A 23,677-nucleotide genomic window follows, 5' to 3' on the forward strand; every position below is an offset into this window, starting at 1 on the left:
ATGGATCTGGGCCTCGCCGACCGCACCATCGTGGTCACCGGCGGCAGCTCGGGTGTCGGCCTGGCCACGGTCCGCGCCCTGCTCGACGAAGGCGCCCGCGTCGCCACCTGCGGCCGCGACGCCGAGCGGCTGAAGAACGTGGCCGCGACCCTCGGCGCCGGACGGGACCGGCTGCTGACCGAGGTCTGCGACGTACGGGACGCCGACGCCGTGCACGCGTTCGTCCGGCGCACCGCCGAGGAGTTCGGCGGCGTCGACGGACTCGTCAACAACGCCGGGCAGTCCCGGATGAAGGGGCTCGACGACGCGACGGCCGAGGACTGGCGCGACGAACTGGAACTCAAGTTCGCCGGGGTCCTCAACCCGCTGCACGCGGCCCGCCCCCATCTCGCCGCCTCCGACGCGGCGAGCGTCGTCAACATCAACGCCGTGCTCGCCAAGCAGCCCGAGACCCGGCTGATCACCACCAGCGCCGCCCGCGCCGGCATCCTCAACCTCTCCAAGTCCCTGTCGGCCGAGCTCGCCGCCGACGGCATCAGGGTCAACTCCGTCTGCCTGGGCCTCGTCGACACCGGCCAGTGGACCCGCCGTCACGCCGCCGCCGACCCCGGCATCGGCTACGAGGAGTGGCAGGCGGAGCTCGCCGCCGACCGGGGGATCGCGCTCGGCCGGCTCGGCCGCGCCGAGGAGGTCGCGTACGCGGTCGTCGCGCTGCTCTCACCCCGTGCCTCGTACATCACCGGCACTGCCGTAGACGTCTGCGGCGGCGTCGGCCGCTCCATCCTCTGAGGAGACACCATGCGTCACGACAACGGAGGCGATCTCCTCGTCGCCGTCCTGCGCGAACTCGGCATCGACACCGTCTTCGGCATCGTCAGCGTGCACAACCTGCCGCTGGTGGAGGCCGTCGACCGCGACCTGCGGTTCGTCCCCGTACGCCACGAGGCGTCCGCCGTGAACGCGGCGGACGCCTACGGGCGGGCGCGCGGCTCGATCGGCTGCGCGCTCACGTCCACCGGCACCGGCGCGGGCAACGCCGCCGGCTCGCTCATCGAATCGCTCAGCGCGGGCAGCTCCGTGCTGCATGTCACCGGGCAGGTGGAGAGCGAATTCCTCGGCAGCGGACGGGGGTTCATCCACGAGACCAAGGACCAGCTGGGCATGCTGACCGCCGTGTCGGCGTACGCGGCGACCGTCCCCGACACGGAGCGGGCGGGGCGGATCCTACGCGAGGCGGCGCGCGCGGCGCTGGCCACGCCGGGCGGCCCGGCGAGCGTCGAGTGGCCGGTCGACCTCCAGTACGCGGCCCAGAGCGACGCCCCGCACACCCTCCCCGCACCCGTCCTCCCGTCCCCCACGGACGGTGAACTGGAGGCGGCCGGGAAACTGTTGGCCTCCGCGCGCCGCCCCGTGATCTGGGCCGGCGGGGGCGCGGTCCGCGCCCGCCGTGAGCTGACCCGGCTCCTCGAAGCGACCGGTGCCGCCCTCGTCACCTCCAACTCCGGGCGCGGCGCGATCCCCGAGGACCACGGGCAGGTCGTCGGCAACTTCGCCACCACGCCGGCCGTCCGGGCCCTGCTCGCCGACGCGGACCTCCTCCTCACCGTCGGCACGCACTTCCGCTCCAACGAGACCGCCGACTACACGCTCGCGCTGCCTGCGGCGCACATCCAGATCGACGCCGACGCCGCCGCCCTCGGCAGGGTCCACCCGGCCACCCACCCCCTGCACGGCGACGCCGGAGCCGTCCTCGACGGCCTGGTCCCGTATGCCCGGCAGGCCGAGGACGCCTGGACCGGGCGGGTCACCGCCGTACGCGCCGAGGTGCGGGCCGCCCTCCACGACGGCATCGGCCCCCAGGCCGCGATCTGCGACGCGCTGCGGGCCGTGCTGCCCCGCGAGGCGGTCGTCGCCCGCGACGTCACGATCCCGTCGAGCAGCTGGGGCAACCGCCTCCTGGAGATCTACGACCCCCGGGACAACGTCTTCCCGCGCGGCGGCGGAATCGGACAGGGCCTCGGGATGGGGATCGGCGCGGCCCTCGCCCGCCCCGGCGCACCCACCGTGGTGATGGCCGGCGACGGCGGACTCGCCGTCCACCTGGGCGAGCTCCTCACGCTCGCCCAGGAGCGGCCGCGCCTCACGCTCCTCGTCTTCAACGACGGAGGCTACGGCGTCCTGCGGAACATGCAGGACCGGTACGCCGAGCGCCGCTCCGGCGTCGACCTCGTCACCCCCGACTTCGCCGCGCTGGCCCACGCCTGCGGTCTGCCGTACCTGCGCATCGCCGCCGAGGAGCACGCGGAGCCGGTGCTCGCGGAGGCCGTCGCCACCGACGGGCCCGTGCTGGTCGAGGTCGACCTCACGGCGCTCGGCCCCATGAAGAGCCCGTTCACCCCGCCCGTACGGATCCCGGGGCAGTAGGCCCCGTCCCCAAGACAGTCAGGAGGCAGCAGAGCATGAGCGAGAAGTCGTTGCGGCTGGTCGTCCACCGTATGACGTGGGAGGCGGACGGCGTCCTCTCCGTCGAGCTCGTCCATCCGGACGGAAAGCCGCTGCCCGCGTGGACCCCGGGCGCCCATGTCGACGTGCACGTCGGCGGACTCGTACGCCAGTACAGCCTGTGCGGCGACCCGCGGTCGGCCGGTGTCTACCGGATCGGCGTACTCAACGAGCCGTCCTCCAGGGGCGGTTCGCGCCATGTGCACACCGCGCTCCGTCCCGGACAGCAGGTCACCGTCTCCGAGCCGCGCAACCACTTCGCCCTGGAGGACGCCGGCGGCTACCTCTTCGTGGCCGGCGGCATCGGCATCACACCGATCCTCGCCATGGCGAGGGAGGCGGCCCGCCGCGGCGCCCGCTGGCGGCTCGTCCACGGCGGTCGCACCCGCGCCTCCATGGCCTTCACCGGCGAGCTCACCGCGCTGGGCGGCGGCGCCCTCACCCTCGTACCCCAGGACGAGGCCGGACACATCGACCTGGACGCGGCGCTGGCCGGTCTGGACGAGGACACGCTCGTCTACGCCTGCGGCCCCGGGCCTCTCCTGGCCGCCGTCGAGGAGCGCTGCCCGCCGGAACGCCTGCGGCTGGAACGGTTCTCCGCTCCCGTGGTCGAACGCGAGGGAGAGGACGAGGGTTTTGACGTCGAGTGCCGCGCCTCCGGACTGACACTCGCCGTCGGCGCGGACACCTCGATCCTCGACGCCGCCGAGGCCGCCGGCCTCGACGTACGGAGCTCGTGCCGGGACGGCATCTGCGGCTCCTGCGAGACCCGGGTCGTCGACGGCGTCCCCGACCACCGCGACCTCCTCCTGAGCGAGGCCGAGCACGCCGCGAACGCCACGATGATGATCTGCGTCTCGCGGTGCCTCTCCGGCCGGCTCGTCCTCGACCTCTGACCCCTCCGCCCCACCCCCCGCTTGGAGCCACCATGACCGACGCCTGGCCCTACCTGGAGATCCACCAGAGCCGCACGCGCGAGCCGAGCCCGTACGAGTACAAGCTGGCCGCCACGCTCGAGGAGGTCTTCACCGACGAGGGCCACGAACTGCCCGACGTGGTCCGCGGGCTCAACGCCCGCAAGATCCACGCCCCGGACGGGCAGCCGTGGACCGAGACCTCCTTCCGCGCCGAGATGCACCGACTGGGAGCCTGACCATGACGCTGTCCACGACCGCTTCCGCGGACCACATCCACGCCCACGGTCTGCGCAACCAGTGGCACCCCGTCGTCCCCTCGCGATTCGTCGCCCCCGGAGCGATGCGCAAGGTCACCGCGCTCGGCGAGCAGTGGCTCCTGTTCCGCCGCTCCGACGGCACCCTCGCCATGCTGGCGGACCGCTGCCCGCACCGCGGCGCCCCGCTCTCCCTCGGCAAGCACCTCGGCGACCGGGTGGCCTGCTGGTACCACGGCGTCGAGGTGGAGACGGACGGCACCGTCTCCTCCGTGCCGGGGCTGCCCGGCTGCAACCTGGAGGGCAAGAGGCTGGTCACCTCGCTCCCGGTGCGCGAGGTGGCGGGCGCGGTGCTGGCGTACTTCGGCGACGAGGAGCACCCCGAGCCGGTGCCGCTGGAACTCCCCGGCCCGCTCGTCGATCCGGAGACGGACGCCTTCCTCTGCTACGCCGAGTGGAACGTGCCGTGGCGGTACGCGGTGGAGAACCTGCTCGACCCGATGCACGGCGCCTTCCTGCACCACGAGTCCCACACCATGTTCGACGGCGACACCACGGCCAAGTTCCGCATCCGGGAGACCGACCGCGGCTACTTCTTCGAGAAGACGGACCAGAAGGGCGTCAACTTCGACTGGGTGGAGCTGTGCCGCACGGGGGTGGACTGGGTGGACCTGTCCATCCCGTACCCGCCCTCGGCGGGACCCGGCGGTCCCTTCGGCATCGTCGGGATGGTCTGCCCGGTGGACGCCGTGCGCACCGGTGTCTTCTTCTGGCGCTACCGCACGGTCCAGGACTGGCAGCGCGACTCCTGGCGCTTCCTCTACCGGACGCTGATCGAGAAGCGGCACTGGGAGGTCCTGGAGCAGGACCGCGTCATGCTCGAAGGCATGCCCGTCGACGCCGACCAGCGGGAGAACCTCTACCAGCACGACCTCGGTGTGGTGCGCCTGCGCCGGCTGTACCGCGCGGGGGCCGAATCCCAGTCCTCGGCGGCGGTCTGATCGGCCGTCAGTCCGGACGTGAGCCGATCCCTCCGCGCGCCTGATGCCCTCGCCCGAATGTGGGCATATGGTGCGAAGTGACTGGTTTGATGGCAAAGGAGATGACCATGTCCGAGCTCATCGTTATCGGCTACGACGACCCCTCCGTGGCGAAGAAGGCCTTCCACGCGGTGCAGGGGCTCCAGAGCAGCCACGTCGTCGAACTCGGGGGGCTCGCGGTCGTCACGGTCGACCAGGAGGGTGAGACCCACGTCGACACGCCCTCGAAGCTGGACAAGATGGCCCTCTCGGCCACCGCGGGGGCGCTGTGGGGCCTGGTCTTCGGGATTCTCGTCCTCACGCCGGGCCTCGGGGTGGTCGGCGCCGCGCTGGGCGGACTCATCGGCAAGCTGAACCAGATGGGAGTGGACAAGGACTTCCGCAGCAAGGTCGACTCCCTGCTCAAGCCCGGCTCCGCCGCCGTGGTGATCATGGCTTCGAAGGTCACCGAGGACAAGTTCGCGGCCGCCATGCAGTCCTTCGGCGGCACCGTCCTCAAGACGTCGCTCTCGGAGAAGGACGAGCAGGCGCTCGTGGAGCAGCTGGCCGGCGCGTAGCCGCCGATCCCCTGTGGGGCGGCACGGAGAATCTCCGTGCCGCCCCACAGGGCCGTCCGGGTGGCGGTCAGTAGCGGAGGACGGCGGCGATCCGGCCCGAGCCGGACAGCGTCCCGTCGGGAACGAAGCGCACCGCCGCTCCGGTCGACAGGGTCTGCTCGACGATCTCGTCCACGATGTCGTCCCGCGAGTCGAGGTCGCCGGGGTCGGCCGGTTCGAGGTGGTCGCCGTAGTCGCGTACGACCGTCTGGTAGTGCTCCTCCACGGCCAGCAGGCGCACCCGGCCCTCCTTCGCGGCCACCCAGACCTCGTCGACGCCTCCGGCGAACTCGCGGCGGCCCTGCGCCGCGTCCAGCTCGGAGACCACGGCGGCCGTGTCGGACTCCAGCCGCGCCGTACGAAGGGGCTCCAGCACCTGCCACACGGCCGCGGCCGGCCCGGAGGCCAGACCGCCGCTCCGTACGGTCGTCGTGTCCTTGGCCAGGGGTCCGGCCTCCTCCAGAAGGGCGATCGCCGCCGCCTCGCCGATCACGTAGAGGGGCCGGGGGGAGGAGCTGAGCACGACGCGCATCGCCTCGTGGGCCTCGCGCAGGAAGTGGCGGGTCTGCTCGTCCCGGAACGTGCTCGGCACATCGCCGATCTGCTCCTTGCGCTCGGCGTCGGGGTCCTCCAGGCTCCGCGTCCGCGGGAAGCCGTCCGCGGTGTGCTCGTGGACGCGCTCCTGGTCGCCGCTCCACAGGGCGACCCGGTCGGCGGCCACGGTCAGCGCCCAGAAGGGCTCCTCGGCCGCCTGGGCCGCGACGAGGTTGCGCGTGAGGAAGGTGTCGGCGACGACGACCCGCTCCGGGACCGTCCGGGCCACCGTCCACACCAGGTGCTCCCCGGGGGCCGCGTAGATCACGAGGCCGTCCTCGGCGTGGGCGAGGTCGACCTCGGTGAGGGCCTGCTCCAGCTGGCTCAGCACGTCGAGCCGCCGCTCACGGGTCACCGCCGGGTCCTGCTCGATCAGCTCTCCGGCCCGGGCCACGAGATTGCGGAGCCGGACGGGGTCCTGGGTGTTGTCGGGCTCCCGGCGGTGCGTCGGCATGACGAGCGAGACGGCCGGATAGGGGCGCGGCTGACGCAGCTTCGCGAGCAGTTCGGTGCTGAGCGCAGGATGCATGGGAGCAGGCCTTTCGGGGGCGATCGCAGGGGCGTGGACGGTGCCGCGGCACGCGGGCCTCCTGGGAGAACGGCCCATCGGAACGCACGATATGCCCGCATGTGCGCGTCGGCGCGCTGTGCGATCGCGCGCTGCTCCACCGGGCGACGGAAGTCACCGTTCGGGCCTGCCGGACTGCGCGGGCGGGTGCGAGGCGGCAGCCTGGACGCCACCCCCGGTAAGGAGCGTGACCAGCGTGGCCCGGAACCGCCGTCTGATCCTGAGCTCGCCGTCCGAGGTCTGGCGCCTTCTCTCCGACGGCCGCCGTTACGGGGAGTGGGTGACCGGCACCCAGCAGGTCCTGGCCGCGGACCCCGGCTGGCCGGACGTGGGCGCCCGCCTCAAGGTCCGTGTCGGCGTGGGGCCCATGACCCTCGACGACACCTGTGTGGTCCGCATCTGCGAGCCGGAGCGACGCCTCGAACTGGAGGCGAAGGCCGAGCCCTTCGGCGCGGCCCGTATCGCCATGTACCTCACGCCCTGGGGGGAGAACACCCTCTTCACCCTGGACTGGCACCCCCTCCGCGGCCCGGGCACCCGCATGCACGGACTCCCGGTGGACTACATCGTCGCGGTCCGCAACGGCATGATGCTGACGAAGCTGGCCCAGATCGCGGTCCGCGAACACGCGGCGAGGGTGTGAGCGGTCCGCGACGTCGCCTCGAAATGCCGTGATCATCCTGTATGCCTAGGCTGGCAGGGACATTGCCGGCCCCCGGGCACACGCCCGCACGGCGGAAGGTCAGGACCTTGAGCGCCTCCCCCGAAGAACAGGCACGGGAACAGGCGGAAGCGCGCGTGGGCCCCGAGCCCGCGGCGGAGCCGGAGTTCCACCCCTATCACCACCCGGCCGCCGGGTGGGGCGCGGCGAAGAGCGTGACCCGGTTCATGATGCGTGAGGGAGCCGTGACGGACGGCCCCCGGGCGATCATGAAGATGAACCACGAGAACACCGGGTTCGACTGTCCCGGCTGCGCGTGGCCCGACGACACCAAGGGCCTCCACCTCGACATCTGCGAGAACGGGATCAAGCACGTCACCTGGGAGATGACCCGCAAGCGGGTCGACCGGGCGTTCTTCGCCGCCCACTCGGTGACCGAGCTGGCCGGCTGGAGCGACTACGACCTGGAGAACCAGGGGCGGCTGACCGAGCCGATGGTCTACGACCCCGACACGGACCACTACGCGCCCATCAGCTGGAAGGACGCCTTCGAACTCGTCGGGCGGACCCTCCGCGAGCTGGACTCCCCGCATGAGGCGTCGTACTACACCTCCGGCCGGCTCGGGAACGAGGCCACCTTCCTCTACCAGCTCATGGCCAGGGAGCTCGGCACGAACAACCTGCCCGACTGCTCCAACATGTGCCACGAGGCCAGCGGCCGCGCCCTCCAGGCGGCCCTGGGCACCGGAAAGGGGACCGTCGACCTCAAGGACTGGGAGACGACCGACGCCCTGTTCATCATGGGCGTCAACGTGGCCTCCAACGCGCCCCGGATGCTCACCGCCCTCTCCGAGGCGTACCACCGAGGCGCCAGGATCGTCCACATCAACCCCCTGGTCGAGGCGGGCGCCACACGCGCGATCATCCCGCACGACTTCAAGGACATGGCCACCTTCCACGCGACCCGGACGAGCACGCTCAACCTCCAGCCGCGCATCGGCGGCGACATGGCGCTCGTACGGGGCATGGCCAAGGCGGTCCTGGAACAGTCTGCCTCCGACCCCAAGGCGCTGGACCGGGAGTTCATCGACCGCCACACCGCGGGCTTCGACGAGTACCGCGCCGTGTGCGAGGCCACGTCCTGGGAGGAGATCGAGCGGCAGTCCGGCATCGGCCGCGCCGGCATCCTCCAGGCGGCCCGTGTCTACCGCGAGGCCGACCGCTCCATCGTCAGCTGGTGTCTCGGCGTCACCCAGCACGAGCACGGCGTCGACACCGTACGGGAGATCGTGAACCTCCTGCTGCTGCGCGGCAATCTGGGCCGCGAAGGGGCCGGGCCCTCCCCGGTGCGCGGTCACAGCAACGTCCAGGGCAACCGCACCTGCGGCATCGACCACCGCCCCGGCGCGGAGTTCCTCGACCGGCTCGCGGACGTCTGCGCGATCGATCCGCCCCGCGAGCACGGCCTGGACACCGTACGGACCATCGAGGCGATGCGCCGCGGCGAGGTGAAGGTGTTCGTCGCCATGGGCGGCAACTTCGCCCTCGCCGCGCCCGACACCCCGCACACGTACGAGGCGCTGCGCGCCTGCGAACTCACCGTCCAGGTCAGCACCAAGCTGAACCGCAGCCACATCGTCCACGGCCGCCGGGCACTCATCCTGCCCTGCCTCGGCCGCACCGAGAAGGACCACCAGCGCAAGGGCGTCCAGAGCACCTCCGTCGAGGACTCGATGAGCATGGTGCACCTGTCGGTCGGCATGAAGCGACCGGCCTCCCCGCACCTGCTCTCCGAGCCGGCGATCGTCGCCGGCATGGCCCGGGCTGCCCTGCCCGACAGCGAGACGCCGTGGGAGTGGTACATCGAGGACTACGACCGCATCCGCGACACGATGGCCCGTGCCCTGGACGGCTTCGAGGACTTCAACCGCCGTGTCCGGCTGCCGCTCGGCTTCCGCATCAAGCAGCCGGCGCGGGAACTCGTCTTCCTCACCCCGTCCGGGCGCGCCGAGTTCTCCACCGCCGCGCTCCCCGACGTGGTCCCCGCCCCGGGGACGCTGGCCCTCGGGACCATGCGCTCCCACGACCAGTGGAACACCACGATCTACTCCGACAACGACCGCTACCGCGGCATCAAGAACCTGCGCACGCTGGTCTTCATGAACGAGGACGACATGCGAGAACGCGGGATCGCGAAGCTCGGCCCCGTCGACATCACCAGCACCGCGGGCGACGGCAGCCGCCGGCATCTCCACGGCTACCTGGCGATCCCGTACGACATCCCGCGCGGCTGCGCCGCCGGATACATGCCCGAGATGAACGTCCTGTGCGCGCTCGGGGACCACAGCACCCAGAGCGACCAGCCGATCATGAAGCACCTCAAGGTCACCATCACCCCCGCCGCCTGACTCGAACCGCGTCGCCCGGCGGGCGCCGCTGCCGCGCGAGGAAATGCCGGGGCGGAGATCGACCCGGCGCTACGGTTACCGGCCATGACACAGTGGCTGCCCCAGTCCGCGGTTCCCCGGCTCGCAGGGGCGGTCGTCGCCGGAGCGGGGATCGGCGCGGCCGTCGGCGGACTGACCGACGCGCCACTGGGCGTGCTCGCCGGTGTCGCCCTGACGGAGACGTTCTTCGTCGTGGCCGGCTGGCTCGTGCTCTGGCCGATGGACGCGGACACCACGCGGCGCTCCGCCCGGCGCGAGGACTTCCGGCCCGTGGCCGACGAGATCATCATCGTCGTGGTCGCCCTCTGCGGGCTGGGCAGCATCGTCGTGATCCTGCTGCGCGGCGCGTCCGACCCCGGTCACGCCGCGGCCGCCACCGGCCTCAGCGGGGTCTTCATGGCCTGGGCGGCCCTGCACCTGATGTACGCCACGCGCTACGCGTACCTGTACTACGGGTCCGCCGGCGGAGGGATCGACTTCAACTCCGACCGGCCGCCCGCGTACCGCGATTTCCTGTACTTCAGCTACAACCTGGGAATGACGTATCAGGTCTCCGACACCGACGTCTCGAGTTCGACGATCCGTGCGGTGGTACTCCGGCATTCGCTGCTCTCGTACGTCTTCGGAACCAGCATTCTGGCCACCGCCGTCAACCTGGTGGTCGGACTGGTGACCGGCTGACGGCGGCCCGGGCGCGTCCGGCGGAGAACCAGCAGGCCGGAGCGGGAGCCGTGCGGGGTCGGGCGTGTGTGGGCCGAACGTGGCCCGAAGCGACGCGGAGTGACGAATTCCGTGCACGTTCGACCACACCGTGCTACAGTCGACTCAGTTGCAGTTGTGGTTCCCATAAACTTCAAGTGCCTTTGGTGAATTCATTTTCACCAGGCACTTTTTGTATTTTCGGTGCTGTTTCCGGACGGGGCAATCGCGCGGCGACGCCGGGATTCACGCGGTGTGGATCCCCGGGTAGTGCCTCGAAGGAGATTTAAAATGGCTAATGGCACCGTGAAGTGGTTCAACTCGGAAAAGGGCTTCGGCTTCATCGAGCAGGAGGGTGGCGGCCCGGACGTGTTCGCCCACTACTCCAACATCGCGACCTCCGGCTTCCGTGAGCTCCAGGAGGGCCAGAAGGTGACCTTCGACGTCACCCAGGGTCAGAAGGGCCCGCAGGCGGAGAACATCCTCCCCGCCTGACGCCGAGCCTTCCGACGCAGCTGGGGTCCTCACCGACCAGGTGAGGGCCTCAGCTCGTTCGCATTTTCGGACGAGGTCTCTCTGATGAACGAATTCGCACCCCCGGTCACCCACACCCCGGCCCTTCCCGCGGTCGCCGCCTTCGGCGAGCTCGACCTGCCCGCCGAGGTGCTGGCGCTGCTCACCGAGCTCGGCGTCGACACGCCCTTCCCGATCCAGGCCGCCACACTGCCGAACGCCCTGGCAGGACGTGACGTCCTCGGGCGCGGACGCACCGGTTCGGGAAAGACCCTCGCGTTCGGCCTCGCGCTGCTCGCGCGCACCGCCGGCCGCCGGGCCGAGTCGCGCAAGCCGCGGGCCCTGATCCTCGTCCCCACGCGTGAGCTGGCCCAGCAGGTCACCGACGCGCTCACGCCGTACGCCCGCGTCCTGAAACTGCGCATGGCCACCGTCGTCGGAGGCATGTCGATCGGCCGTCAGGCCGCCACGCTGCGCGAAGGCGCCGAGGTCCTCGTCGCGACCCCCGGCCGCCTCAACGACCTCGTCGAGCGCAAGGACTGCCGCCTGGACCGCGTGGACATCACCGTCCTCGACGAGGCCGACCAGATGTCCGATATGGGCTTCCTCCCGCAGGTCACCGAGATACTCGACCTCGTACGCCCCGACGGCCAGCGCATGCTGTTCTCCGCCACCCTCGACCGCAACGTCGACCACCTGGTGCAGAACTACCTCCACGACCCGGTCGTGCACTCGGTCGACCCCTCGGCCGCCGCCGTCACCACCATGGAGCACCACGTCCTCCAGGTGCACGGCGCCGACAAGTACGCCACCGCCACGGAGATCGCCGCCCGCGACGGGCGCGTGATCATGTTCCTGGACACCAAGGCCTCCGTCGACCGCTTCACCAAGCACCTGCGCGGCAGCGGAGTGCGCGCGGAGGCACTGCACGGCGGCAAGTCGCAGCCGCTGCGCAACCGCACCCTGGAGCGGTTCAGGAGCGGTGACATCACCGTCCTCGTCGCGACCAACGTGGCCGCGCGCGGAATCCACGTCGACCAGCTCGACCTCGTCGTCAACGTCGATCCGCCCGCCGACCACAAGGACTACCTGCACCGCGGCGGCCGCACCGCCCGCGCCGGCGAGTCCGGCAGCGTCGTCACGCTGGTCCTGCCGGACCAGCGCAAGGACGTGGTCCGCCTCATGGGCGAGGCCGGGATCCGCGCACGCGTCACCCAGGTCCGTTCCGGCGAGGCCGAGTTGAGCCGCATCACCGGCGCCAGGGCCCCGTCCGGCCGGCCCGTCGACGGCGCAGCGCCCACCACCGAGGGCCCCAAGCGCGGCGGCGCGGCCTTCCGCGGCATCGGAACCGTCCCGGGCAAGCCCGGCCGCGCCAAGAACGAGTCACGGCGCTCCGCCGAGGCGCGCAAGACGGCCGAGGCCCGGCAGGCCGCCCGGATCCGCCGCGGACGCTAGGGCGGGTTACCCCGGGCAGAGGCGTACGCGCCGAGGAAATGTCCGGAAGGTATCGCCGTCCGCCCGCAGGGCGGGGCTGCCGGGCGTCGCGGGCCGGGCGGGACTTTCCGGACACGACCCGGTGCCGCGGCGTCCGGCGGGAGAGGCACCCCGAGTGCGGCCCGTCCGGCCGGAGCGGCACTGTCCGACCCGGATGGTGGGATGTTCCTCGTCGGCACATGAGCGCGAGGGGGAACAAGAACATGTCCGGTGCACCCACGGCCCCGGCCGAACTGCGTCGTCTCATCGACGCGTTGATCGGCCCCGGCAGCCCGTCCGGTGACGGCGCGGCCGTCGTGGCGGAGCGGAGCGACGGCGGTACGGCCGTCGGGACGGTCCGGTCGACGCGCCCCGCGCGCGGCCTGGCGCGAGCGCTCCGCCGGGACCTGCCGCCGGCCGGCGCCGCCGCCGTTCTGCTGGGCGAGCTGGCGGACCGCCACCTCGCGGGATCCGGGCCGCGCTGGCGGCGGCTGCACGATGCCCTCACCACGGCACCGGGCACGCTGCCGGAGCTGCTCGCCGAGCTGCCCGTCCCGAGCGAGGCCGAAGCGGACCGGCTCCCGCCCAAGTCCGTCTGCGACACCCTGGATCTGCTCCTGGAGCGGGCAGCCCCCGCGCACGCGGCGGCCGCGCTGGCCGCGCTGCCGGAGCGGACCCTGGAGACGATCCTCGCGGGAGGCTCCCTCCCCGGCCCCTCGCTGACCTCCGCCGTCGTGCTGCACGGCGACACCCGGGCCCGCACCGCGCTGGCCCGGCACCCCCGGATCGACGCCAGGGTCCTCAAGCAGCTGGTCGGCGCGGACGACCCGCAGGTGAACGCGGCCGTCTACCGCAACAACCGCTGCACCCCGTCCCTGCGCCGCACGATCGTCCACACCCACGCGCAGGACCGCGTCGCCCTCGAGGAGACGCTCAGGGCGGAGCTGCTGTCGCCCGCCGGCGCCGCGTCACGTGCCCGGACCGCGCCCCTGCTCGTCAGCGGGGACCCGGCTCTGGTCGGACAGGCGCTGACCTGGGGCGTACGCAAGGTGGCGCAGCGCCACGCCCTGCTGCGGGTCCTGGAGTGCCGGGGTGCCGACGCCCTGCGCACCATGCTCGCCGACCCGTCCGTCGTGCCGCTCGTCCACCCGGAGATCCGCGCCGAGGCGGCCGGTGCCCTCCAGGGCGAGGACCCGGCGGCCCGGCTGCGGGCATCGGGTGAACCGTACGACGACCCGGCCGCGCTGCCACGGCTCCTCGGCGTCTCTCGTGGCACCAGCACCCTGCGCGACCTGCTCAACGAGCCGTACGCCCATGACTTCCGGGCCTTGGCGGCGGCCAACCGGACGCGTCCCTTCATGCCGAAGGCGGCGGAGGAGCTGCTCCGCCACGAGGACGCCACCGACGCCGAGCGCGCGGAGTTCCGGCTGACCCTGCTCAACGGCCCATGGCGGGCCGGTGGCCGTATCGCGGGCAACCTCACTCCGCCGGACCGCCGACTGGCCGAGGAGGCGCTGGACGACTCGGCCGCCGACTGGGCCGTCGGCATGGTCGAGGCCGGGCTCCTCGACCCCGGCCGGCTGGTGACGACGGCCAGGCCCGCGGCCCGCGCCGCGGAGGCGCTCCGTGCCGTGGCAGGACGGGGCCTGGACGCCGGTGGCGTCAGGAACACACTGGCCACGCTGTACGAGGACCACCTGGCGGGGCGCCCCGATGCCGTGGAGACGCTGCTGCAGAACCTTCCCGATCACCCGGGCACGCTGAGCGAGGCGGTAAGGGACGCGGGCGTCGCGCAGCCGTCGCCGTCGCCGTCCCCGTCGCCGACGCCGGGTCGGACCGACGGCGACGACCTGCCCCGGGCCGCGAGCGGTCCCGCGCCGGACCTCGACGCGGCCGCACCGCCGGCGCGACCGGTCGGTGAGCGGGCGCGTGCCGCGCTCGGCGCGATCGACCTGCTGCGGTCGCTGGCCGTCCCCGGCACCGCACCGTTGCCGGACGATCCGGAAATCCTGCGCCGCCTGTCCGCCCACGCGCGGGACGACGTCCCCGGCCGACGTCACCCCGACTGGCTGCACGAGGCCTGCCTGGCGCAGGGGCTGGACGACCTCGCGCACCTCTGCCACCCGCCCACACGCGCGGACGCGCTCGCACGGATGGCGCAGACACCGGAGTCGGGCTCCTTGGCCCGCATCGCCGAACAGGCCTATCTGCACGGCACGGTGTCGGCCGACGACCTGCTCCACCACCTCCCGGCCGCCCCCACGCTGCGCGTGCCCCACGACTGGAACGACCTGGCCTTCCTCGCGGCCTGGCGACGCTCCCTCGCCACCTTCCTGGAGCGCGAACTGGGGACGGACGCGGACGCGTGGCTGCGGCTCGCGGCCACCGCCCGACGGTCGATGACCGAGCCGGTCGACGACGGGACCGCCGGCCGCCACACGGCCACCTGGCCCGAACTCCTCGACCGGTCGCGGCGGGACGCCCGGCGCACGGCCGTCCCCCTGGAAGAGGCGCGCGCACCCCTCGGCCATGCCTCGACCTTCGCCCCCACCGAGCCGCCCACCTCGCCCGGGTCGGCGGTACGCCTGCTCGCCCGTGGCAACCATCTGTGGGCCTGGCCGCTCGGGACACTGCTCTGCGCGGCGGGGCCCGCCGCCCTGGCCGCGGTGATGGCCCGCCTCGGCCCCGACGGGCCGTGGATGCTGGCCGCGTTCGTCCTCCGGTCCCGCGCGACCCCGCCCACCCCCTTCGCCCACCTCCTGGCCCAGCGCGACCCGTCGGCCCTGACGGTGCTCTCGGAGCAGTCCCGTTGGCTCGACCCCACCGCACTGCACCGGCTCCTCGACCTTGCCGACCCGGACGTGGATCTCGCCGTGCTCCGCGCCAACGGCGATCCGGACGTGTCCCGACGCATCGCCGCCCGTCCCGGCGCCCTCACGCAACGCCTCGCCGATGCCCTGCGCGCCGACCCGCTCGCCGAACTCCCCGGCGGGCGTACGGCATGGCTGGAGTCCGCCGAGCCGGAACTCATCGAGCTGGTCTTCGACAGAGCCGGCAAGCACCTGACGATGGCCCAGCAGCTCGTGGGCGCGCTCAACCTGCTGCGCCACGGCGGGCCCGGCCGGGCGGCCGCGCTCGCGGCGAGCGGACGGCTCGGGGCCGCCGTCACCCGCCTGTGCCAGAAGGCTCTGGCGAGCGACGATCCGGCCTCCGTTCTGGCCGCCCGGGCCGCGAAGGAGCTGGCGCCCGGACGCCTCGCGGCGCGGCTGCGGAAGTGCCGTACGCACGGAGATGCCCGTGCCCTCCTCGACAGCACACCGGGCACCCCGGAGTGGCAGGCGCTGGAGGCCGAGCACGCGCGGGAACCGGTCCCGTTCTGGGAGGCCGTGGTCCGGCACCCCACGGCTCCCCGGGACTTCCGGATCCGGCACGCCGGGCACCTCCACCGGCTGTCGGCGTTCGGTACGCCGCCGGACCGGGAGGTGACCGTGGCGCGCGTCAGGCACGGCGTCGACACGTACGGGCGCGAGCCGCTGGACGCCCTGCTGGACCACCTGCTGAGGACCGGCCGGCTGAGCGGCCGCGACCTCGTCCGGGAGGCCGCCCCGGCGGCCGTCGTCCTGGGCTACCTGGGCCGTGCCCGCCGTCGGCCGGACGCCCCCGAGGAAGTGGGGGCCGCCCTGGAAGAGGCCGCCCGGCTGGTGGCCGAGCGGCTCGGTGACGACCCCGACGCCTGGCGTGCCCTCCACGCCCGTCTCACGGATCCGGACGTGAACCGGGCACCGGCCTTCGCCACGCCCGAGCTGCTGTCAGGCCCTAGGGGGCCGTCTCGCAGCGGTAGGTGAAGCGGGTCTCCGCGGTGTGCCGGCCGGGGGAGACGACGACGAGCCGTGCCGTCGCCCGGTGCTCGCCGGGGCCGTGGAACGTCCACAGCAGATGCAGGCGCGCCTGCGTCTGATGGCGGGCGAGCCGCTCCCGCAGCAACCCGGAGGAGGTGCCGTCACTGCGCTCCCAGCGGTACGTGACGGTGCCGGGCCGTCCGTCGGTCTCGAGGACCGCCACGACGTCGGCGGTGCCGTCGCAGCCGGGCGGCCGTGCCGGGGCGGCGACCGTGACCCCCCGTACCGCGACCTCCGGCCCGAGCCGCTGCCAGGCGAGGAACGCGAGGACGGCGAGCAGGACGGCGGCGGGCAGGGCGTACCGCCGCAGCGCCCTGCGGCGGCGCGGCGGGACCTCGGGCGGAGCGCCGTGCCAGATCTGGGCGGTCGTCGGGCCACCGGCCATGCGGTGCCGGACGGCCGGAGTCACCCCGGGGCCGAACCGGAGGACGGCGCCCTCCACCCGGTCCGGCTCCACGTCCCGCCGCTCCGGCTCCACGTCCCGCGCGGGTCCCTCGAACCAGTGGCTGCCGAGCACCGTGGCGCTGTACTCGTCGGGGTCGTCGCCGCTCATGAGATCGTGCACCTCCTCGTGAGGATCTGCTGCGTGGAAGCGCCGTTCGCGGCGGCCGGGTCCGTGGTCGCCCGGACGCCCCAGTAGCAGCCGCCGGCCCTCGGGAAGGTGTGCGGCAGCGTGATCGTGTACCGGGTCGCGCCACTGCGCCGTACGCTCTCGGAGCCGTCCGGCACCCCCGCCGAGCCCTTGGCGTCGGCCGTGAACCAGGAGAGCTGGAGGACCACCGGACCGGTCCCGTCCGTCACGACCTCGAACGAGGCCTCCGCCGTGCTCGTGCCCGTCTGGCGCAGCGCGGTGACGGAGACCGCCTTCACGCCGACCGGACGTGTCGTGGGGGGTGTCGTCGGCGGAGTGGTGGGTGGTGTCGTGGGTGGTGTCGTCGGTGGTGTGGTCGGCGGATCCGTCGTCGGCGTGGGGACGAGGGTCGCCGTCGGTGTCGGGGTCACCGTGAGCGTCGGCGTCGGAGTGGCCGACGGGGTCGCCTCCTCGGACGCCGAGGGCGTGGCTTCGGGGGACGCCGTGCCCGTGGGCGGCGCGGCCGTGGGGGAGACCGGGGCGGTCGGCAGCGTGCTCGTGGTGGCGAACGCCTCCGCCGTCGTTCGGCCCCCCTCGTCACCGGCGCGTGCGGCGACGGCCGCGAGCAGGGCGAGGATCACCGCGGTGATGCCGGCCGGGACGACGATCTCCGGCCACAGCCGGCGCCCGCGACCGGGCGGCCGGGGCAGGGTGGTCGTGCCAAGGGCGGTCGTGCCGGTGGCCGGCTCGCCGCCGGACGTGGGGAAGAGCAGCGGCAGGAGGGCGGCGAGCGCGGCCAGCTTGCGCTGCCCCCGTTCCTCCCAGTCGGCCCCGTAGGCGGCCGTGGCGACCCCTTCGAGCTCGTCCACGAAGGCCGTCGCGTGTGCGGGGCGCTCCCCGGCGGTCTTCGCGAGACCGCGCCGGATCAGCGGCCGCAGGGGCTCCGGGACGTCCGCGTCCGGCACGGGCGCGTCGAGATGCTGCAGCGCCAGCTCGGCGATGTTCTGGCCGGTGAACGGTTTGCGTCCGGTCAGGCACTCGAAGAAGGTCGCCGTCGCCGCGTACACGTCGGCGGCCGGGGAGGCGGGTTCGCCGTTCCACTGTTCGGGCGCCATGTACGCGGGTGTGCCCGCGACCCCCGGCGTGCTGCCGTGGTCGGTCGCGATGCCGAAGTCCACGAGCGTGGACGAGCCGTCGGCGGCGACCAGGACGTTCTCCGGTTTGTAGTCGCGGTGCACGACCCCGGCCCGGTGCGCGGCGGCCAGGCCGAGGAGCGAGCCCTTGAGGACCACGAGCGCCGCCTCGGGGCCGGTGGCGCCCTCCCGGGCGAGCAGCGCGCGCAGGGCGACCCCGTCGACCAGCTCCATCACGATCGCGGCGCCCCACGGCGCCTCCACGTACTCGTACAAGCCCACGACGTGCGGCGATTCGAGTGCGGCGAGCCGTCGTGCCTCCGCCCGGAAGCCCCGGACGAAGGCGGGATCGGTCCGCAGGCGCTCGCCGAGGTACTTCACGGCCACCGGCAGACCGGTCGCCTCGTGGACGGCGAGCACCACCCGCCCGCTCGCGCCCGCACCCAGCTCCCGGTACTCCGTGTATCCGGGCACCACCCAAGCGTTCATCCCGTCCCCCAGTCTTCTTCAACGGGGACAGATTCCGGCCACGACCGGTTCCCGGCAAGGGCGCGCGCGTGGGGTGCGGGCGGCGCGAGGACCGCGTACGGGCGGCGCATGGACTTCTTGCGCGACCCCATGGACTCTTCGCACACGGCCCCCGCCGGGCGGCGGCGGACCCTACGGTGAACGTCGGCCGCGGGCGCGCCCCCGGCCGCGGACGGACCCGGGGCGGTGGTGACGTCCCGGCAGTTCCGCGATCAGGCGCCCCGCGTTCACGTCCTGTACCGCGCCCCCACGCATCGACGACACGTCCACGTCCTCTCACCCACTGATCTTGGGCTCGCTCGGACCACCGTCCTCCCCCGGAATCCATCAGAGGTGCTCAGACCCATGACCGAACTCAACCGGCGCCGCTTCCTCCAGATAGCCGGCGCCACCGCCGGATTCGCCGCGCTCGACAGCAGCATCGCGCGGGCCGCCGCCATCCCCGCCGCCCGGACCTCCGGCACCCTCGCGGACGTCGAGCACATCGTCGTGCTGATGCAGGAGAACCGGTCCTTCGACCACTACTTCGGAGCCCTGAAGGGTGTCCGCGGTTTCGGCGACCCGCGCCCCATCACGCTCCCCAGCGGCAAGTCGGTCTGGCACCAGCAGGACGGCTCCAAGACCGTGCTGCCGTACCACCCCACCGCCGAGGACCTCGGCATGCAGTTCATCGCCGGTCTGAACCACGACTGGGCCGGCGGTCACAGGGCCTTCAACAACGGCAAGTACGATCAGTGGATCCCCGCCAAGTCCGCGGGCGCCATGGCCTACCTGAACCGGAACGACATCCCGTTCCACTACGCCCTGGCCGACGCCTTCACGATCTGCGACGCGTACCACTGCTCGTTCATCGGCGCCACGGACCCCAACCGCTACTACATGTGGACCGGCCACACCGGCAACGACCGCACCGGCGGCGGCCCCGTCCTCGGCAACGAGGAGGCGGGGTACAGCTGGAAGACGTACCCCGAGCGACTGGAGCAGGCCGGGGTCTCCTGGAAGATCTACCAGGACATCGGCGACGGTCTGAACGCGGCCGGGCACTGGGGCTGGATCAACGACGCCTACCGCGGCAACTACGGCGACAACTCCCTGCTGTACTTCAACCAGTACCGCAACGCCCAGCCGGGCAACCCGCTCTACGACAAGGCCCGCACCGGCACCGACGCCTCCAAGGGCGACGGGTTCTTCGACATCCTGCGGGCCGACGTCGCCGCCGGACGGCTCCCGCAGATCTCCTGGATCGCCGCCCCCGAGGCCTTCACCGAGCACCCCAACTTCCCCTCGAACTACGGCGCCTGGTACATCTCGCAGGTCCTGGACGCGCTGACCTCCAACCCGGAGGTGTGGAGCAGGACCGCGCTCTTCATCACGTACGACGAGAACGACGGCTACTTCGACCACGTCGTCCCGCCCTACCCGCCGGCCTCCGCCTCCCAGGGGCTCTCGACCGTCGACACCTCCCTCGACCACTTCTCCGGCAACGCGAGCTACGCCGCCGGTGTCTACGGACTCGGCCAGCGCGTCCCGATGCTGGTCGTCTCGCCCTGGAGCACGGGCGGTTACGTCTGCTCCGAGACCTTCGACCACACCTCGATCATCCGGTTCATGGAGCGCCGCTTCGGAGTGGCGGAACCCCAGATCTCGCCCTGGCGCCGCGCCGTCTGCGGCGATCTCACCTCCGCCTTCGACTTCGGCCTCGAGGACACCGCGCCGGCGGCGCTGCCCGACACCTCCGCCTACAAGCCGCTCGACAACGACCGGCACCCCAGCTACGTACCGAAGCCGCCGGCCAAGCCGGCGCTGCCCGTCCAGGAGACGGGAGCGCGCCCGGCCAGGGCGCTGCCGTACGAGCTGTACGTCGACGGCGCGGTGACGCCGTCGACCGGGCGCCTCGCGCTCACCTTCGGCGCGGGCGCCAAGGCCGGTGCCTGCTACTACATCACCGCGCCGAACCGCACCGACGGGCCGTGGACGTACACGGTGTCGGCCGGCAGGAGCATCTCCGACTCCTGGAACTCCGCCTACTCCGCCGGGGTCCACGACCTCACCGTGACCGGCCCCAACGGCTTCCTGCGCGGCTTCCGTGGGCCGGGCACGACGGCGGGCCCGGAGGTGACGGCCCGTCATGACGCCGTCTCCGGCAACGTCGTGCTGACGATGACGAACACCGGTGCCGCCGCCGTCACCCTCACGGTCACCAACGCGCCCGCCTACGGAGGCCAGGTCCAGCGCGTCGCGGTCGCCAAGGGCGCCACCGTCACGCACACGGTGGATCTGCGCGGCAGCAAGCGCTGGTACGACCTGTCGGTCGTCTCCAGCGGGAACAGCACCTTCCTCCGGCGCTTCGCGGGCCATGTCGAGAACGGCACGGCGGGCGTCAGCGACCCGGGGATCATCACCGGCTGAGGCCGGAAGGGGGCGGTGCGGCGGCAGGTCAGACGGTGACGACCCGTACGTCGGCGTCGGTCAGCCGCCGCACCGCATCCGCCGGGATGGCCGCGTCGGTGACCAGCACGTCGACGCGGTCGAGGCCGCAGATCCGGGCGAAGGCGCGCCGCCCCATCTTCGAGGAGTCGGTGACCACGACGACCCGGCTGGCGCGCTCGGCGAAGAGCCGGCTGATCCCGGCCTCGTCCTCGTGGTGCGCCATGATGCCGAGCTCGGGTTCGATGCCGTCGACGCCGAGGACGACGACGTCGAGCACCACCTCGTTCAGGACCCCGGCGGCGAGCGGGCCGACGAGTTCGTACGTCTGCGGGCGCGCCACGCCCCCCGAGACGACGATCTTGATCTGGGGCCGTACGGCGAGCTCGCCGGCGATGTTGAGCGCGTTGGTCACCACGGTCAGCGCGGGGGCGGGCGGGGTGCCGGGCGACTCCGTCCTGCCGCCGCCGAAGCGCAGCGCCAGCGCGCGGGCCACCTCGGTGGTCGTCGTCCCGCCGTTGAGGCCGAGCACCTCGCCCTCGTGGACCAGCTCCGCCGCCGCGGCGGCGATGCGCTGCTTCTCGGAGGCGTGCCGGGAGGACTTGTACCGCAGGGGCAGCTCGTACGAGACACCGTGCGGGACGGCTCCGCCGCGGGTGCGGACCAGGAGCCGCTGTTCGGCGAGCTCGTCCAGGTCCCGGCGGATCGTGGCGGGGGAGACGTCGAGCGTGGCGGCGGCCTCCTCGACCTCCAGTCTGCCGGTGGAGGCGAGGAGTTCGAGGAGCGTGTTCCACCGCTCGTGCTTCGACATGATCGCGATTTTAGCGCCGCGCCGACGCCGTGGGCCCTGGACCGTACGCCGCCGCTGATGGATACTGCGCACAGTGATCGATGCTCGAAGATGCTCGAAAATCATCTCTTACGAGCACGACTGAGCATCTTCTGTCTGTGAAGGAGTCGCACGTGCCCCCTACGGGACCCTCCCGCACCGCCGCCGAAATCGCCTCCCAGCCCGCCTCCTGGCGCAAGGCCGCAGAGACCCTGCCCCAGCACCGCGCGGCGCTGCCGGTGCGCGGCGAGCGCGTCGCCGTCGTCGGCTGCGGCACCTCCTGGTTCATCGCCCAGGCCTACGCACAGCTCCGCGAGACCGGCGGTCACGGGGAGACCGACGCCTTCGCCGCCTCCGAGTTCCCGCCCGGGCGGCGCTACGACCGGATCCTCGCCCTCACCCGCTCCGGCACCACCACCGAGGTCCTCGACCTGCTCCGCCGGGTCCGGGGGACCGTCGCCACCGGCGCCCTCACCGCCGACCCGACGACCCCCGTCATGGCCGCCGCGGACGCCGTCGCCGTCCTCGACTTCGCCGACGAGGAGTCGGTGGTGCAGACCCGCTTCGCCACCACCGCCCTCGCCCTGCTCCGCGCGCACCTGGAGGCGGAGGACGCCCTCCCGGCCGGCGTGCGTACCGTCGAACGGGCGGCCAAGGACGCCGAGCGCGCCGTCGCCGAACCCCTCGCCGCCGAGATCACCGGTGCCGAGCAGTACACCTTCCTCGGCACCGGCTGGACCTACGGGCTCGCCCTCGAGGCGGGCCTGAAGATGCGCGAGGCCGCCGGCGCCTGGACCGAGGCCTACCCGGCCATGGAGTACCGCCACGGCCCGATCAGCATCACCGCGCCCGGCCGGGTCGCCTGGTCCTTCGGCCCCGTCCCCACCGGCCTCGCGGCCGACGTGGCCCGCGTCGGCGGCACCCTCGTCGCGGAGTCCGGCGACGCCGACGGCGAACTCGACCCGATGGCCGACCTCGTCCGCGCCCAGCGGCTCGCCGTCCTGCTCGCCGAGGCCCAGGGGCAGAACCCCGACCGGCCGCGCAACCTCACCCGGTCCGTCGTCCTCGACCACGGCGCGACGGAGGAGAGCTGATGCCGCTCACCACCACCGGCGAGATCGTCCTCGAAGCCCGCGAGCGCGCGGCGGGCGCCGGGGCGTTCAACGTGATCCAGATCGAGCACGCGCAGGCCATCGTGGCGGGCGCCGAGGCCGCGGGCCGTCCCGTGATCCTCCAGATCAGCGAGAACACCGCCCGCTATCACGGGGCCCTGGAGCCCATCGCCCTCGCGGCCCTCGCCATCGCCCGCCGGGCCTCCGTTCCGGTGGCCGTGCACCTCGACCACGCCGAGTCGCCCGACCTCGTCCGCGAGGCCGTCGCCCTCGGCTTCGGCTCCGTCATGTTCGACGCCTCGACCCTCTCGTACGAGGAGAACGTCGCCGCCACCCGCGAGATGACCGAGTACTGCCACCGCGAGAACGTCTGGGTGGAGGCCGAACTGGGCGAGGTGGGCGGGAAGGACGGTGCCCACGCGCCCGGCGTGCGCACCGACCCCGCGGAGGCCCGCGCCTTCGTCGCCGCCACCGGTGTCGACGCCCTCGCCGTCGCCGTGGGCACCTCCCACGCGATGCTCACCCGGGACGCCGTCCTCGACCTCGGCCTCGTCTCCCGGCTGCGCGAGGCCGTGGACGTACCACTCGTCCTGCACGGCTCCTCGGGCGTCGGGGACGCCGACCTCGGCCGGGCCGTCGGCGCCGGGATGACGAAGGTGAACGTGGCCACGCACCTCAACAAGGCGTTCACGGGCGCCGTTCGGACCCATCTCGGGGAGAACGCCACGACCGTCGACCCGCGCCGCTACCTCGGCCCGGCGCGCACGGCCGTCGCGGAGGCCGTCTCCCATCTGCTGGGCGTACTGGGAGCCGAGGCGCCCCTGGTGCGCAGCTCGGTCGCCGGTCCCTGAGCCCCGCGGGGCCGCGGCCTGCGTGGTGCCGGGGCCTGCGTGTGCCGGGGCCTGCGCGGTGCC

Annotated in this window: 19 protein-coding genes; 15 read left to right on the plus strand and 4 right to left on the minus strand. The window is 73.0% G+C overall.

The genetic code is table 11. The features are described from left to right. From ACFVGW_RS28975 to ACFVGW_RS29000, 6 genes are all read left to right on the plus strand, one after another. Positions 1–789, plus strand: a complete 789-nt coding sequence (locus ACFVGW_RS28975; protein ID WP_385854004.1) for an SDR family oxidoreductase — start codon at positions 1–3, stop codon at positions 787–789. Between the two features lie 9 nt (positions 790–798). Next, the gene (locus ACFVGW_RS28980; RefSeq protein ID WP_385854005.1) at positions 799–2,424 is read left to right on the plus strand and encodes a thiamine pyrophosphate-binding protein; all 1,626 of its coding nucleotides are present in this window, start codon (positions 799–801) and stop codon (positions 2,422–2,424) included. Between the two features lie 35 nt (positions 2,425–2,459). After that, positions 2,460–3,398: a PDR/VanB family oxidoreductase gene (locus tag ACFVGW_RS28985; RefSeq protein WP_385854006.1), complete on the plus strand. Its 939-nt coding sequence runs from the start codon at positions 2,460–2,462 to the stop codon at positions 3,396–3,398. Positions 3,399–3,430: 32 nt separating this feature from the next. Then, positions 3,431–3,655 (plus strand): recombinase-like helix-turn-helix domain-containing protein, encoded by a 225-nt coding sequence (locus ACFVGW_RS28990; protein WP_352190736.1) that lies wholly within the window; start codon positions 3,431–3,433, stop codon positions 3,653–3,655. Positions 3,656–3,657: 2 nt separating this feature from the next. Then, positions 3,658–4,674 carry a Rieske 2Fe-2S domain-containing protein gene (locus ACFVGW_RS28995; RefSeq protein WP_385854007.1) on the plus strand — a complete coding sequence of 339 codons (1,017 nt, stop codon included), beginning with the start codon at positions 3,658–3,660 and terminating at the stop codon, positions 4,672–4,674. A 107-nt stretch (positions 4,675–4,781) separates the two neighbouring features. Then, positions 4,782–5,270: a DUF1269 domain-containing protein gene (locus tag ACFVGW_RS29000; RefSeq protein WP_385854008.1), complete on the plus strand. Its 489-nt coding sequence runs from the start codon at positions 4,782–4,784 to the stop codon at positions 5,268–5,270. 67 nt (positions 5,271–5,337) lie between these two features. Here ACFVGW_RS29000 and ACFVGW_RS29005 read toward each other — a convergent pair whose 3' ends face one another. After that, positions 5,338–6,432 (minus strand): chemotaxis protein, encoded by a 1,095-nt coding sequence (locus ACFVGW_RS29005; RefSeq protein ID WP_385854009.1) that lies wholly within the window; start codon positions 6,430–6,432, stop codon positions 5,338–5,340. A 235-nt stretch (positions 6,433–6,667) separates the two neighbouring features. On the opposite strand from ACFVGW_RS29005, the gene ACFVGW_RS29010 reads away from it, so the two are divergent. The 6 genes from ACFVGW_RS29010 (at position 6,668) to ACFVGW_RS29035 (ending at position 16,109) form a co-directional block, all read left to right on the plus strand. Continuing rightward, entirely contained in the window at positions 6,668–7,114 is a 447-nt protein-coding gene (locus ACFVGW_RS29010) for an SRPBCC family protein (protein WP_385854010.1), read from the plus strand. Between the two features lie 107 nt (positions 7,115–7,221). Next, positions 7,222–9,540 carry an FdhF/YdeP family oxidoreductase gene (locus ACFVGW_RS29015; protein WP_385854011.1) on the plus strand — a complete coding sequence of 773 codons (2,319 nt, stop codon included), beginning with the start codon at positions 7,222–7,224 and terminating at the stop codon, positions 9,538–9,540. 84 nt (positions 9,541–9,624) lie between these two features. After that, positions 9,625–10,260, plus strand: coding sequence for a DUF1345 domain-containing protein (locus ACFVGW_RS29020; protein ID WP_385854012.1), 636 nt, complete (start codon positions 9,625–9,627; stop codon positions 10,258–10,260). Between the two features lie 309 nt (positions 10,261–10,569). Beyond that, positions 10,570–10,773, plus strand: coding sequence for a cold-shock protein (locus ACFVGW_RS29025; protein ID WP_015031667.1), 204 nt, complete (start codon positions 10,570–10,572; stop codon positions 10,771–10,773). Between the two features lie 84 nt (positions 10,774–10,857). Continuing rightward, positions 10,858–12,246 carry a DEAD/DEAH box helicase gene (locus tag ACFVGW_RS29030; protein ID WP_385854013.1) on the plus strand — a complete coding sequence of 463 codons (1,389 nt, stop codon included), beginning with the start codon at positions 10,858–10,860 and terminating at the stop codon, positions 12,244–12,246. 242 nt (positions 12,247–12,488) lie between these two features. Beyond that, a complete protein-coding gene (locus ACFVGW_RS29035) occupies positions 12,489–16,109 on the plus strand; it encodes a hypothetical protein (RefSeq protein WP_385854014.1) in 3,621 nt (1,206 codons plus the stop codon). Here ACFVGW_RS29035 and ACFVGW_RS29040 read toward each other — a convergent pair. Together ACFVGW_RS29040 and ACFVGW_RS29045 are read right to left on the minus strand one after the other, a co-directional pair. Further along, on the minus strand, positions 16,081–16,716 hold the full coding sequence (locus tag ACFVGW_RS29040) for a hypothetical protein (protein WP_385854015.1): 636 nt from the start codon (positions 16,714–16,716) through the stop codon (positions 16,081–16,083). The two genes, ACFVGW_RS29035 and ACFVGW_RS29040, sit on opposite strands and share 29 nt — an antisense overlap. Next, positions 16,713–18,356 carry a protein kinase gene (locus tag ACFVGW_RS29045; RefSeq protein ID WP_385854016.1) on the minus strand — a complete coding sequence of 548 codons (1,644 nt, stop codon included), beginning with the start codon at positions 18,354–18,356 and terminating at the stop codon, positions 16,713–16,715. Before ACFVGW_RS29045 ends, ACFVGW_RS29040 begins: the two co-directional genes overlap by 4 nt. A gap of 384 nt (positions 18,357–18,740) precedes the next feature. Here ACFVGW_RS29045 and ACFVGW_RS29050 point away from each other — a divergent pair, with 384 nt between their 5' ends. Continuing rightward, the gene (locus ACFVGW_RS29050; RefSeq protein ID WP_385854017.1) at positions 18,741–20,804 is read left to right on the plus strand and encodes a phosphocholine-specific phospholipase C; all 2,064 of its coding nucleotides are present in this window, start codon (positions 18,741–18,743) and stop codon (positions 20,802–20,804) included. A gap of 28 nt (positions 20,805–20,832) precedes the next feature. Here ACFVGW_RS29050 and ACFVGW_RS29055 read toward each other — a convergent pair whose 3' ends face one another. Beyond that, entirely contained in the window at positions 20,833–21,633 is an 801-nt protein-coding gene (locus tag ACFVGW_RS29055; RefSeq protein WP_385854018.1) for a DeoR/GlpR family DNA-binding transcription regulator, read from the minus strand. A gap of 152 nt (positions 21,634–21,785) precedes the next feature. Here ACFVGW_RS29055 and ACFVGW_RS29060 point away from each other — a divergent pair, with 152 nt between their 5' ends. Continuing rightward, complete coding sequence (locus ACFVGW_RS29060) at positions 21,786–22,745, plus strand: SIS domain-containing protein (RefSeq protein ID WP_383225104.1); 960 nt, start codon at positions 21,786–21,788, stop codon at positions 22,743–22,745. Continuing rightward, on the plus strand, positions 22,745–23,614 hold the full coding sequence (locus ACFVGW_RS29065; RefSeq protein WP_385854019.1) for a ketose-bisphosphate aldolase: 870 nt from the start codon (positions 22,745–22,747) through the stop codon (positions 23,612–23,614). Before ACFVGW_RS29060 ends, ACFVGW_RS29065 begins: the two co-directional genes overlap by 1 nt. Positions 23,615–23,677 lie beyond the last annotated feature (63 nt).

The organism is Streptomyces sp. NPDC127129 (assembly GCF_042671585.1).
Classification (GTDB): Bacteria; Actinomycetota; Actinomycetes; order Streptomycetales; family Streptomycetaceae; genus Streptomyces.

Excerpts from the sequence above, each read along its gene's own strand:
- ACFVGW_RS28975 (WP_385854004.1), top strand. The coding sequence starts at position 1 with ATGGATCTGGGCCTCGCCGACCGCACCATCGTGGTCACCGGCGGCAGC.
- ACFVGW_RS28980 (WP_385854005.1), top strand. The coding sequence starts at position 799 with ATGCGTCACGACAACGGAGGCGATCTCCTCGTCGCCGTCCTGCGCGAA.
- ACFVGW_RS28985 (WP_385854006.1), top strand. The coding sequence starts at position 2,460 with ATGAGCGAGAAGTCGTTGCGGCTGGTCGTCCACCGTATGACGTGGGAG.
- ACFVGW_RS28990 (WP_352190736.1), top strand. The coding sequence starts at position 3,431 with ATGACCGACGCCTGGCCCTACCTGGAGATCCACCAGAGCCGCACGCGC.
- ACFVGW_RS28995 (WP_385854007.1), top strand. The coding sequence starts at position 3,658 with ATGACGCTGTCCACGACCGCTTCCGCGGACCACATCCACGCCCACGGT.
- ACFVGW_RS29000 (WP_385854008.1), top strand. The coding sequence starts at position 4,782 with ATGTCCGAGCTCATCGTTATCGGCTACGACGACCCCTCCGTGGCGAAG.
- ACFVGW_RS29005 (WP_385854009.1), bottom strand. The coding sequence starts at position 6,432 with ATGCATCCTGCGCTCAGCACCGAACTGCTCGCGAAGCTGCGTCAGCCG.
- ACFVGW_RS29020 (WP_385854012.1), top strand. The coding sequence starts at position 9,625 with ATGACACAGTGGCTGCCCCAGTCCGCGGTTCCCCGGCTCGCAGGGGCG.
- ACFVGW_RS29025 (WP_015031667.1), top strand. The coding sequence starts at position 10,570 with ATGGCTAATGGCACCGTGAAGTGGTTCAACTCGGAAAAGGGCTTCGGC.
- ACFVGW_RS29030 (WP_385854013.1), top strand. The coding sequence starts at position 10,858 with ATGAACGAATTCGCACCCCCGGTCACCCACACCCCGGCCCTTCCCGCG.
- ACFVGW_RS29035 (WP_385854014.1), top strand. The coding sequence starts at position 12,489 with ATGTCCGGTGCACCCACGGCCCCGGCCGAACTGCGTCGTCTCATCGAC.
- ACFVGW_RS29040 (WP_385854015.1), bottom strand. The coding sequence starts at position 16,716 with ATGAGCGGCGACGACCCCGACGAGTACAGCGCCACGGTGCTCGGCAGC.
- ACFVGW_RS29045 (WP_385854016.1), bottom strand. The coding sequence starts at position 18,356 with ATGAACGCTTGGGTGGTGCCCGGATACACGGAGTACCGGGAGCTGGGT.
- ACFVGW_RS29050 (WP_385854017.1), top strand. The coding sequence starts at position 18,741 with ATGACCGAACTCAACCGGCGCCGCTTCCTCCAGATAGCCGGCGCCACC.
- ACFVGW_RS29055 (WP_385854018.1), bottom strand. The coding sequence starts at position 21,633 with ATGTCGAAGCACGAGCGGTGGAACACGCTCCTCGAACTCCTCGCCTCC.
- ACFVGW_RS29065 (WP_385854019.1), top strand. The coding sequence starts at position 22,745 with ATGCCGCTCACCACCACCGGCGAGATCGTCCTCGAAGCCCGCGAGCGC.